General features: G+C 43.1%; 9 protein-coding genes. 7 read left to right on the top strand and 2 right to left on the bottom strand.

Features of this window, described 5'->3' with window-relative positions; all coding sequences use genetic code 11:
- On the bottom strand, positions 1–540 hold a 540-nt coding region (locus GRP75_RS14325; protein WP_237449051.1), incomplete at its 3' end, for a stalk domain-containing protein.
- A 132-nt stretch (positions 541–672) separates the two neighbouring features.
- Between GRP75_RS14325 and GRP75_RS14320 the strand changes: the two genes are divergently transcribed.
- The 7 genes from GRP75_RS14320 (at position 673) to nspC (ending at position 8,427) form a co-directional block, all read left to right on the top strand.
- Positions 673–1,143 (top strand): DUF7716 domain-containing protein, encoded by a 471-nt coding sequence (locus tag GRP75_RS14320; protein WP_053325130.1) that lies wholly within the window; start codon positions 673–675, stop codon positions 1,141–1,143.
- 54 nt (positions 1,144–1,197) lie between these two features.
- Positions 1,198–2,511 (top strand): PQQ-binding-like beta-propeller repeat protein, encoded by a 1,314-nt coding sequence (locus tag GRP75_RS14315; RefSeq protein ID WP_160789623.1) that lies wholly within the window; start codon positions 1,198–1,200, stop codon positions 2,509–2,511.
- A 155-nt stretch (positions 2,512–2,666) separates the two neighbouring features.
- A complete protein-coding gene (locus tag GRP75_RS14310; RefSeq protein ID WP_160789622.1) occupies positions 2,667–3,290 on the top strand; it encodes an SMI1/KNR4 family protein in 624 nt (207 codons plus the stop codon).
- Positions 3,291–3,470: 180 nt separating this feature from the next.
- Positions 3,471–5,351, top strand: coding sequence for a molecular chaperone HtpG (gene htpG / locus GRP75_RS14305; protein WP_053325133.1), 1,881 nt, complete (start codon positions 3,471–3,473; stop codon positions 5,349–5,351).
- A 152-nt stretch (positions 5,352–5,503) separates the two neighbouring features.
- Positions 5,504–5,764 carry a bacteriocin immunity protein gene (locus tag GRP75_RS14300; protein ID WP_023987968.1) on the top strand — a complete coding sequence of 87 codons (261 nt, stop codon included), beginning with the start codon at positions 5,504–5,506 and terminating at the stop codon, positions 5,762–5,764.
- 315 nt (positions 5,765–6,079) lie between these two features.
- On the top strand, positions 6,080–7,279 hold the full coding sequence (locus tag GRP75_RS14295; protein ID WP_013309649.1) for a saccharopine dehydrogenase family protein: 1,200 nt from the start codon (positions 6,080–6,082) through the stop codon (positions 7,277–7,279).
- An 8-nt stretch (positions 7,280–7,287) separates the two neighbouring features.
- Positions 7,288–8,427 carry a carboxynorspermidine decarboxylase gene (gene nspC, locus GRP75_RS14290; protein ID WP_013309650.1) on the top strand — a complete coding sequence of 380 codons (1,140 nt, stop codon included), beginning with the start codon at positions 7,288–7,290 and terminating at the stop codon, positions 8,425–8,427.
- Between the two features lie 512 nt (positions 8,428–8,939).
- Here nspC and GRP75_RS29770 read toward each other — a convergent pair.
- Positions 8,940–9,122, bottom strand: coding sequence for a hypothetical protein (locus GRP75_RS29770; protein ID WP_237449050.1), 183 nt, complete (start codon positions 9,120–9,122; stop codon positions 8,940–8,942).
- Between the last annotated feature and the right edge of the window lie 122 nt (positions 9,123–9,244).

Below are 9,244 nucleotides of genomic sequence, written 5' to 3'. Positions count from 1 at the left end.
CACATCCAGGCTTAACTTGGGATGGAGCATAGAGATGGTGACCACCTTAGCGGAAAAGGTACGAGATCCGACCTTGAAGCTTTTATGAGCCGTTGTAATAGGTGTAGTATTTCCAGGTAGCTTACCGGTAAGTACCGGAAGCGTGACGGACGTTGTACCCTGCTTAATGCGTACAGCTGAGGCTTCCTTTTGCCATGAGACTTGCAGGTTTAGATATTGGCTGATGAACTGCAAGGGTACATAGGTCGAACCATTATCGCTAAAAGGAGCATTTTGCAAACGGACCGTTTGATCGTTCACTTTGGCAGTAGATTTTCCGGCAAATAGGGTAATCCGAGTATTGCCTTGCGCAATTTCTATTTTTTTGTCCGCTGCCGTCATGTTGAGTGTGATCCCTTCATAGCTGTTCAGGAGACGAAGCGGGATGAAGGAGTGGTTACTCTGGTCCACATAGACCAGCATAGGTGCTGGGGCAGCAGCGTAGATCGGGGATACAAGTAATAGCAAGGACAGGATAACAAGTGCGGTGATTCTTTTCATGAATAGATCAATCTCCTTATGTAGTCTTGACACTTTACGAGGTGCTTGTAATTATATCGGGTTTTATAAGTTGTAAATGTATGTTATGCGAATTTTGAGTGTTTAGCTGATATAGGAAGCGGGAGGTTGGAGATGAGCAGGTATGAGACAAGACTTGAGGATTACCGTCGCAGAGAGCGCCCGTCTTATCGTGTATTTGAAGGATTACAGGAATTGGTGCGTAGCGTGGGGCAACTGCATAATAACTGGTTATATGTGAATGTGGATCAATGGGATCAGGACCCTGTTTACACACCGATTTATTATTGGGATGAGCATTGGCTAGAGGAATGTGCAGAGGAGGGTACAGCCGTAACCAACGAACAGGACGAGTATATTCCCAAGTGGGTGCCGGATCGTCAGGTTCAAACCTGGTTTGAGTTGGCGACCTTCGAAAGTATTGTAGAAGTCCTTAAGGCTGCTGGACAGCCAGTGACGCTTCAGATGGTGATTATGGCGGTAAAATACTATGACAAACGAGATGCCTATCTGGACTATGAAGAGGTGAAGGCAGTGACAGACCTGTGGTCTGTGCTGACAAAGGTGAGAAACCACCTTACATAATGAACAAAGCCTGTAGAACAAACAGGGCATACATACACTGGATGGGGGAAGCAAATGAGTTGGTTGAATCATGAAATGGCAGCAAAGTGGCGACAGGAAGGAAAAAGGTATGCCGCAGATGTGAATGAATTTATCAGAGTCGGCATGGAAAGTGAATGGCAGCAGGAGCAATCAGAGCCAAAGCAGGACGAACGCCCCAAGATGGCTAAAGATATTTTTCGTATGATTCAGGAGGCAAATCAGGCTGGTGAAATGGAGCAGTTACGTCGAGAAATTCCAGCCGCGTCTTGGTCGCTTACACCAGCGTTCGAGGAGGCTTTGCAAGCCGTTAGGCCGATAGCTTTTGTGAATGGAGGCAATGAAATCATTGTACATGCGGGCAATCCTCGGGAACGTGGGACGATCTATGTGACGGGAAAAGATGGAATCTTGCAAATCCCCGGACTGCATCGAGTAGGCTGTTCGCCGGACGGGACTTATTTTGCGTTGGTGGATGGACAGGGGATTCGTATTGTTCGTCAACCGGACCGAAATCTGCAAGGAGAAGAGACAGCACATTTTCAGTGGAAGGATATACAAGGACGCTTAAAAGCATCCATTCCTGATCTGGAGTGCTTGGGAGATGAGGAGCATCCTGAGGATATATTAGATGAAGTGATTCCGTTTGGCGATGGACAGCGACTTCTGCTGGTTTGTGGTTACGGCGTTTATTTGCTGGCTGGTGATCAGGTGGATTTGATCCATCCTAAGGCGTCTGAACGAAGAGAACTAGAGCTGGAAGATACGATTGTGGATATGGCTCATGGAGCTGTGTCGAGGGATGGACGCTGGATCGCTTACGGCAGCCAGATGAGTGAGCATATGCTTATGGATCTGTCCGATAAGACGGTGCATACATTGGAGCCAAGTTCTAGTTATCCGCATTATGCTCTATTTTCCAAAGATGATCTGGACGTCTGGTACAATGCCTGTCATTTCTACAACGGTGCCACCATTCAAGTGTCGATTGCTGAGGTGGAGCAGGGTCTTGCTCAGAATAAGGAAGAATGGTCGATAATGAATGAAGAAATGCGAGTATACGCTGCAACAGCGCTGACACAAGGATCTATTTTGGGTGATGCCTACGGTTATCTCCGTCTGATTGACAGGGAGGGTCGTGAACTTTGGCGCTATTTTGTCGGCAGTACGATATCCGGGCTGGCAGTTACACCTGATGAAGGTATGTTGGCGGTTGGAACGTATGGCGGTATGCTTCATTTGATTGATTTGCAGAGCGGCACGAAGGATGAATATAGCATTGGCACCGCGCGAATTCACGAGACAGCGCGTTGGGTGATCTGGCGGAACTATGAGCCATTGCGCTGGTAATACTAATATTCCGCAAATGGTGATAAAAGCAAGTTCTGATAAGCTGAACTTAAAAAGTGTAGTAACACATGATTACAATGCTATTTTCAGATAGAGGGCATTTGGCATTAACCCATGATGCAAAATGTGAATAGAAAGGAAAGAGGTGTGAGGACATGGACAAGAAAGCGGATATTCGTACATCCATGAAGGAACTATTTGCTCAGATGGATGAAGCCTTTTTTATGGATGTGGAAGAAAATGTACCGATTGAAATGCGTGATGGGAATGTCGACGAGGAGGGATGGATCAAGTGGAAGCCTCTCCCTTCGCAGATTACTGAACAGGAAGTTCGGGAGATGGAGGAAAAATACCATTTTGAGCTACCGCCCCTGCTGAGTAGTTTTATCATGTCCTACCATTATGTATCTTTACAATTCGATAATGAATCCATTCCGGGAGTATACTGGAGCGATTGTACGTTTGTTGAGTTTCCACGTCTGCCTGTAGGTCAGGGCTTAAAGGCATTTTATGATTTGCTCGATCAATGGTCACCTCTGCTATCAGCAGGCTACATTCCTTTTGCAATAGCAGAGGACGACCAGGGTCCCGTTTGTTTAAATGCAGGCAGCAGACATAAGGACGGCGATTATCCTATTGTTTGGTTCTTTCATGAAGACCTACAGCATTTGAATGAGGATGAGCTGCGGATCAGGAGTAATCTGCTTCCCCATGTACAGGGGCTGTTTCCATCTTCTGTCGAAATGTTTAACGTGATGTTTAAGCACATTAGACACTAGCGATTTCCTAAAATGTAATTTTACTGCTCAGCCAACCGAGATATTGACATAAAAAATGAGGAATGTTATAAAAAAGGTAGGCTAGCACTCGAATGATGGGAGTGCTAACAAAGTTGAATCGTTTGCATAGCTCATATCTGCTGGCCTTACATAGGTTCATATCTGAAAGGAGATATCCGAATGGAGAAAAAACAGTTTCAGGCTGAGTCCAAGCGTCTGCTAGAAATGATGATTAACTCGATTTACACGCAAAAGGAAATTTTCCTAAGAGAGCTGATCTCCAATGCAAGTGATGCGATTGACAAAATTTATTACAAAGCATTGACGGATGATCAACTGGTCTTTGACAAAGAAAATTATTATATCAAAGTAACTGCCGATAAGGATAACAGAACGCTAACCCTGCGTGATACCGGGATTGGTATGACCAAGGAAGAACTAGAAAATAACCTGGGTGTTATTGCTAAGAGCGGCTCGCTGGCATTCAAAAATGAAAATGAATCCAAGGATGGTCATGACATCATCGGTCAATTCGGCGTCGGCTTCTATTCAGCTTTTATGGTAGCCGATGTGGTTACAGTGACTACCAAGGCTTTGGGAAGTGATACTGCTTATAAATGGGAATCCACAGGTGCAGACGGGTATACCATTGAAGCAGCTGAGAAGGACGAGGTTGGAACCGAGATTGTTCTGAAAATCAAGGCAAACACCGAAGATGAGTCCTACGACGAATATTTGGACGAGTATCGTTTAAAAGCACTGATTAAAAAATACTCCGACTTTATCCGCTATCCGATTAAAATGGATATTACAGGCAAGCGTCTGAAAGAGGGAAGCGACAACGAGTTCGAGGATTACGAAGAAGAACAGCGTATCAACAGCATGGTTCCTATCTGGAGAAAAAACAAAAGCGAGCTGACCGACGAGGATTATCAAAATTTCTATGCGGAAAAACGCTATGGCTACGACAAGCCGCTCCAGCATATCCACGTCAGCGCGGATGGCGCGGTAGTGTACCAAGCTATTCTGTTTATTCCTGAAAATATCCCGTTTGATTTCTACTCCAAGGAATATGAAAAAGGGCTGGAGTTGTATGCCAACGGTGTGCTGATTATGGAAAAATCTCCTGACCTGCTGCCGGATTATTTTAGCTTTGTCAAAGGTATGGTTGACTCCGAAAGCCTGTCACTCAACATTTCCAGAGAAATGCTGCAGCATGACCGTCAGCTGAAGCTGATTGCCAAAAATATCGAAAGCAAAATCAAAGGCCAATTGCTGACCTTGCTCAAAAATGACCGGGAGAAATATGATCAATTCTACAAATCATTTGGCAGACAATTGAAATTTGGTGTCTACAACGATTACGGAAGACATAAAGAAACTCTCCAGGATCTGCTCATGTTCTACTCTTCTACAGAGAAAAAGCAGGTTACTTTGGACGAATACGTATCACGTATGCCAGAGGATCAGAAGTATATTTATTATGCTTCCGGCGAGTCCAACGAGCGTATTGAAAAACTGCCGCAAACCGAAATGGTGGCCGATAAAGGCTACGAAATTCTGTACTTCACCGATGATATTGATGAGTTTTCTATTAAAATGCTCTTAAGCTACAAAGAGAAAGAATTCAAATCTGTATCGAGCGGCGATCTGGGCATTGAGCCTGACGAAAACGAGAAAGAAACAGAAGCAGAACAAAACGACAACAAAGAGCTGTTCGAGTACATGAAGGGCTTGCTGGAAGGCAAGGTATCCAGTGTTAAAGCCTCCAAGCGCTTGAAGACACATCCGGTATGTCTGTCCGCAGACGGCGAAGTGACGATTGAGATGGAGAAAATCTTGAACGCTATGCCTAATAACGCCGATGTCAAAGCGAATAAAGTGCTGGAAATCAACATAAACCATGCGGTGTTCAACTCTTTGAAAGAAGCTTTTGCCGAGGATAAGGAGAAAGTAAACCTCTATACGGCATTACTGTATAATCAGGCTTTGCTGATCGAAGGCTTGCCGCTGCAAGATCCGGTTGAATTCACGAATGATATTTGCAAAATCATGGTTTAAAAAGCTTTACTGTATAGAGCCGTTCCCATACTGGGGGCGGCTTTATTTATCATAAACGCTTCTTAAAGCTCCATAATAGGTCATATAGCGCTTACAGAAAAAGGATGGGCCACACAATGCCGATCATACTCAATACAAAGGAGGGCGATTACATGAGTCTGGATCGAGCCAGCGAGGAACTCCAAAATTTAAACCGAAGTGAGCTTATACAGTTGGTGGAAAAAATCATCAGAGATGAGGGAACAGAAGAGGAAATCGACAGCATGCTGACCATAGTGATGCAAAATACGCCCCATCCGGGGATCAGTAATTTGATCTACTGGGATGATCGTGATTTGAGTGCGGCAGAGATCGTAGATGAGGCATTACGTTATCAGCCCATAATTTTACCCCCACATGAATCTTCTTCATAGGATGCGGAGGGGTGGTCTTTTGTTTAGAAATAAGATAATATTAACTCTTTAGGGCTATGAGCATTATATTCAAAAAAACTTCCGTTAAATGCGTGCTGACTTCCCTGGTATGTATGGGGTAATGTTTGTTTTCTGCTCACTTTACGAAGTTTTTATGCCTAATTTTGGGATTTGTAAAGTTTTTGTGACATGCTCCTGTGAATTTTGATACAGCAAATTGTCGTTTTTCTTGATTATTTGGTGGGATGTCTTTATAATCATTTTGTTTGCAAGAATGATTAGCGATTAGCGTATGGAATAAGGAGGTTATTTATTTTGGGAAAAGCATTGATTATTGGCGCCGGTGGCGTGGCCAGCGTTGTGGTGCATAAATGTTGCCAAAACCCAGATGTATTTGAAGAAATTTGTATCGCAAGCAGAACTGTTGAGAAATGCGATGCGCTTAAAGAGAAGCTGGGTGGAGGTCGTACGAAGATACAAACGGCTCAGCTTGATGCTGACAACACCGACATGGTCATTGACTTGATTCGAAGCTTTCAACCGGATGTAGTTATCAATGTGGCTCTCCCTTATCAGGATTTAACGATAATGGATGCTTGCCTTGAGACAGGTGTTCATTACGTTGATACGGCGAACTATGAACCGCCGGATACGCCGAAGTTTGAATACAGCTGGCAATGGGCCTACAAAGAAAGATTCGAAAAAGCAGGAATTACAGCTCTGCTGGGCAGCGGTTTTGATCCAGGCGTAACTGGAGTATTTACGGCTTATGCTCAAAAGCACTACTTTGATGAAATTCATACGATTGATATTGTGGATGCGAATGCAGGGGACCACGGATATCCTTTTGCAACTAATTTTAATCCGGAAATCAATATTCGTGAAATTACGGCGAAGGGCCGTTACTTTGAAAACGGAGAATGGATTGAAACTGAGCCACTTTCTGAGAAAAAGGTATACGACCTTCCTGAAATTGGACCGAAAAATATATATCTTTTGTACCATGAAGAACTGGAATCTCTTGCAGTGAATATTAAAGGCGTGAAAAAAATCCGCTTCTGGATGACGTTCTCGGACAATTATCTGAATCATTTGAATGTACTTCAAAACGTAGGCATGACTTCGATCGAGCCTATTGATTACGAAGGACAACAAATCATTCCACTGCAATTCCTAAAAGCTATTTTGCCAGACCCGGCTTCTCTGGGACCAAGAACAAAAGGCAAAACGAACATTGGTTGCATCATCCAAGGTGTGAAAGATGGAAAACCAAAAACGTATTATGTTTACAATGTTTGTGATCATGAGGAATGTTATGCTGAAGTTGGCTCCCAAGCCATTTCTTACACAACTGGTGTTCCTGCTATGATCGGCGCAATGCTTATTATCAAAGGTATCTGGAAAAAACCAGGCGTTTACAACGTTGAGGAATTTGATCCAGATCCATTCATGGAAGCACTAAATAAACACGGATTGCCATGGCAAGAGAACTTTACGCCAACGTTGCTTGATTGAGGCCTGCGATGAATATTGATATTACAGGACTTCCATCACCTTGTTATCTTGTTGACGAAAGACTTCTTGTCAAAAATCTTGAGGTTTTAAATTCCGTTCAAGAGCGGACAGGCTGCAGTATTTTGCTTGCTCTTAAGGGATTTTCGATGTTTTCGACCTTTCCTCTGGTTGGCAAATATTTAAAAGGCGTAACCTCCAGTTCGTTGTTCGAGGCCAGACTCGGTCGCGAAAAAATGGACAAGGAAGTTCACGTATACGCACCTGCTTATGTAGACAGTGAATTTGATGAGCTATTGGAATATGTTGACCATATTGTTTTCAACTCCTTTGATCAACTGAAACGCTACAAAAGCAGAGTGCAAGGCGTAACTTCCAAAAAAATCGACATCGGCATTCGAGTTAATCCGGAATATTCGGAAATCGAAACGCCGTTGTATGATCCTTGCTACAACAACTCCAGAATGGGTGTGACCCTGGCTAACTTTAGACCTGAGGATCTGGATGGCGTGGATGGTATTCATTTTCATACGATGTGTGAGCAGAATTCAGATACGCTGGAGCGCACCATTAAAGTCGTGGATGAGAAATTCGGGCCATACATTAAGAACATGAAATGGCTCAATTTCGGCGGCGGTCACCATATTACCAGAGAAGACTATGATCTGGACACGCTGGTACGTTGCATCCAATATTTTCAGGATAAATATGGTGTACAGGTTTACCTGGAGCCGGGCGAAGCTATCGCTTTGAATACTGGATATCTGGTGGCTACCGTATTGGATACGATGAAAAACGGAATGGATATTGCCATTCTGGATACTTCGGCTGAATGTCATATGCCTGATGTGCTGGCTATGCCATATCGCCCGAATATCATTGATGCAGGCAAGCCTGGTGAGTATGCTTACACCTACAGACTTGGTGGACTTACGTGCTTGGCTGGAGATGTGATTGGAGACTATTCCTTTAAAGAGCCATTGAAGCCGGGAGACAAGCTTGTATTCTGCGACATGGCCCATTACACGATGGTCAAAAACCACATGTTCAACGGAGTCAACCTGCCAGCCATCGCCAGCTACAACGACGAAGAAGGCATTAAGGTAATCCGTCAGTTCTCCTACGAGGACTTTAGCTCACGTTTGTCGTAAGACAAGGGTAATGTGAAATAACAGAGTGTACCAATTGCATGATCTTAAAAAAGAGCCTAGCCCCTTAAAAAAGGGGCTAGGCTCTTGGTGTAGTTAGAGTTTTTTGATTTTTGTACGCGCCTTTTGTATGTATCCAACACAACAGCAGGCAGTAAATAATAATTTAACTATTTGGAAAGTTACATAAATTTATTTAGGCTACCTTATAACTTCAGTAGAGATTTTATAGTCGAATACCTTTCCTCCAGGTTGAAGTCCTGGTACATCGACAGCTAGGTAGTATTCCTTACCTTTTTCAAGATCAGCATTTAAAGAATATTGGGCGTTTTTTGAACGTTTAATTCGTTTACCATTACTATCGTAAAGAGTTAGTTCCATCCAAGAATCAGGGTATTGGTCGCCTTCAATTATAAACTGAACTTCGTTCGATCTAAAAACCTTAATTTTAAATACATCGTAGGCTTCCCAGCCTCCTTGAACCTCTTTACCAAGGGTACCGATGACAGCATCACCTATAAAAAATAGTTAGCTTGTTCAAAACTATCATTTGGCTCCTGTTCATTATATTCAAGTACAGAGGTTAGAGTTGATTCCTTTGCTACTGGTACAGAATTTGCTTTTTCGGCTAAAGCGACACTGGCAGAAGTACTTAACATAAGTGTCAGGCCTAATGAAGTTAACAACATTTTTTTCATTGATAAACTTCCTTCCTTTTTTGTTATTTATATTCATTTATATGAATATATTAGTAATTACGCTCGAGTTTATTGTATATCATTAACCAGGGAATTGGAATAATAAAAAGGGATATTTATCA

This window comes from Paenibacillus sp. OT2-17 (genome assembly GCF_009827695.1).
GTDB lineage: Bacteria > Bacillota > Bacilli > Paenibacillales > Paenibacillaceae > Paenibacillus > Paenibacillus polymyxa_B.
The sequence above is the reverse complement of the archived record's forward strand: the minus strand, read 5'-3'. Positions and strand labels throughout refer to the sequence as shown.

What these genes read in the sequence shown, in the direction of transcription:
- GRP75_RS14320 (WP_053325130.1), top strand. Translation starts at nt 673, where the DNA reads ATGAGCAGGTATGAGACAAGACTTGAGGATTACCGTCGCAGAGAGCGC.
- GRP75_RS14315 (WP_160789623.1), top strand. Translation starts at nt 1,198, where the DNA reads ATGAGTTGGTTGAATCATGAAATGGCAGCAAAGTGGCGACAGGAAGGA.
- GRP75_RS14310 (WP_160789622.1), top strand. Translation starts at nt 2,667, where the DNA reads ATGGACAAGAAAGCGGATATTCGTACATCCATGAAGGAACTATTTGCT.
- htpG (WP_053325133.1), top strand. Translation starts at nt 3,471, where the DNA reads ATGGAGAAAAAACAGTTTCAGGCTGAGTCCAAGCGTCTGCTAGAAATG.
- GRP75_RS14300 (WP_023987968.1), top strand. Translation starts at nt 5,504, where the DNA reads ATGAGTCTGGATCGAGCCAGCGAGGAACTCCAAAATTTAAACCGAAGT.
- nspC (WP_013309650.1), top strand. Translation starts at nt 7,288, where the DNA reads ATGAATATTGATATTACAGGACTTCCATCACCTTGTTATCTTGTTGAC.
- GRP75_RS29770 (WP_237449050.1), bottom strand. Translation starts at nt 9,122, where the DNA reads ATGAAAAAAATGTTGTTAACTTCATTAGGCCTGACACTTATGTTAAGT.